Annotated in this window: 1 protein-coding gene and 1 pseudogene; both read left to right on the top strand. The window is 63.4% G+C overall.

Annotation, left to right across the window (positions count from 1 at the left end; genetic code table 11):
* The coding region (locus DPV79_RS41365; RefSeq protein ID WP_133295803.1) for a DUF2345 domain-containing protein at window positions 1-680 on the top strand (680 nt) is incomplete at its 5' end.
* Between the two features lie 17 nt (window positions 681-697).
* Window positions 698-1,901: pseudogene (locus tag DPV79_RS41370) on the top strand (RHS repeat-associated core domain-containing protein); the annotation flags it as partial.

The raw sequence follows: 1,901 nt of genomic DNA on the forward strand, positions 1-1,901 counted from the left end.
TGGCCGCCGAGCGTAGCGCCCATCTCGCGAGCAACGAGGACATTGCCATCACCAGCGGCCGGCATGTTGGCTTCGCGGTGGGCCACTCGCTGTTCGCAAGCGTGTCGAACGCATTCACGCTGTTCGTGCACAAGGCGGGTATGGCGCTCGTCGCGGCTTCGGGGAAGGTACGGATCGAGGCGCAGACCGACGGCATCGACCTGAAGGCGAAGCAATCGGTCACGGTCACGAGCACCACCGACAGCATTCAGCTTCATGCAGCGAAGGAAATCGTCCTGCATGCCGGCAATACGCAGGTGCGTATCAGTGACCAGGGCTACACGGTGCACACGGCAGGCGAGCACACGATCCATGCAGGCAGCCACCAGACCGACGGCCCGAAGGGGCAGGGTGGCGGTTTCCCGCCGTTCCCGAAGTCGGGACCCGGCCAGCTTGAAGTGTTGCGCCACTACGTGACGGATTCGCCGGTCGGGAAGAGCGCCTTCACGGTGACGGATAGCCTCGGTGCAAAGCACACCGGCACGCTCGACGCGTCGGGCCGCGCGATCGTTAGCGGGTTGGCTGCCGGTGCGGTGAGCGTGAAGCATGAACGCGACCCGAACGATCCGTGGGTCATCGGCAGCTACCTGAAGCCGCCCGCGTGGGAGCCGACGGATGCCGCTGCACCGGGCGCGGCATAGCACCATGAAGCGGGAGGTTGATCCTCCCTTTCCTGATCCAGAATACGAACAAGGCCGCTCTTATGGCTAACCAGCAATCCATTCAGTCGTCGGTCGATGCAGCAATCGTGCCGCTCAATCAGGTGCTTGTCGCCGACCTTGGCGCGGGTGCGTCGCGGTTCGATGCGTGGCTGCGCGAATACACGGGCGGCTATGTGACGCTCGAGCGTGTGAAGGAAGTGTCGGCGGCATTGCCTGTGCTTGGCAACATCATGGCTGCCGTCGACGTATGCGGTGACATCGTCACGCTTGTCGATAACCGTAACAACCCGAAGCGCCGCGAGGTTGACCAGATCCTTGACTGGGCGAGTCTGGGCATTAACCTGATTGGCGTGCTGCCGATTCCGCCGGGCACAGCGGCTGCGCGCATGTCGCTGCGTCCGACGCTCGGCATCGTGCGGCAGGCGGTGAAAGCAGGCGCGAAGGAGCTGCCTGACGCTATTGTGGCCGTGATCGCCGCGCACTTCACGGCGACGCTGATGGGCGAACTCAAGCCGTTCGTGGAGCAGGCTAAGGCACGGCTCAACGAGATTCTGACCGACTGCGGGAAGAAGGCCGAAGAGATGCTGGGTGGCCTCGCAAACGCGCTCGATAAACTTGCTGCGGGCCAGTTGACGGACCCACACGCCAATCTGAAGGCGGCGCAGAAGAAGGTCTCGCAGATGTCGGCCAGCGCGCTTGTGCATAGCCCGCTCAAGACAATCGACAACCTGTTCGGCGCGGTATGGGAGGTTGGCAAGGCTGGCGTGAAGGCGGAGCTGAACGTTGCCGCGACGCTGGCGCCGCAGCAGGCGCGCAAGGCGATCCACGACCTTGCAACCGAGCTGCGCGGTTTCATTCCAGTAGTGAAGGAGAAGCTGCAAAGCTTGTCGCGCGAAGACGTCGGCACGCTGATGTACATGCTCAATATCCTGATCCGGGCGGTGCAGGTCTACGAGCACAAGAAACAGATTGTTCAGGCAACGGTCAGTCCGACTGCGCCGAACCAGGCGAAGCTCAAGCATGGTGGGGGCGAAGTCGAAGTCCGTGCGGACGAGGCGAAGGCGAAGAAGCCCGGTGTGTCGGGTTGCAGGGCGTGTGAGATTGGCCAGCCGGCCGCGCGAGTGGGCGGCGCAATCGGCTTGGCGCTCGGTGACGAGTCGTTCACGCATACCGACTTTGTGATTCCGGGGGTGATGCCGG

Source organism: Burkholderia reimsis (assembly GCF_003294055.1).
Classification (GTDB): domain Bacteria; phylum Pseudomonadota; class Gammaproteobacteria; order Burkholderiales; family Burkholderiaceae; genus Burkholderia; species Burkholderia cepacia.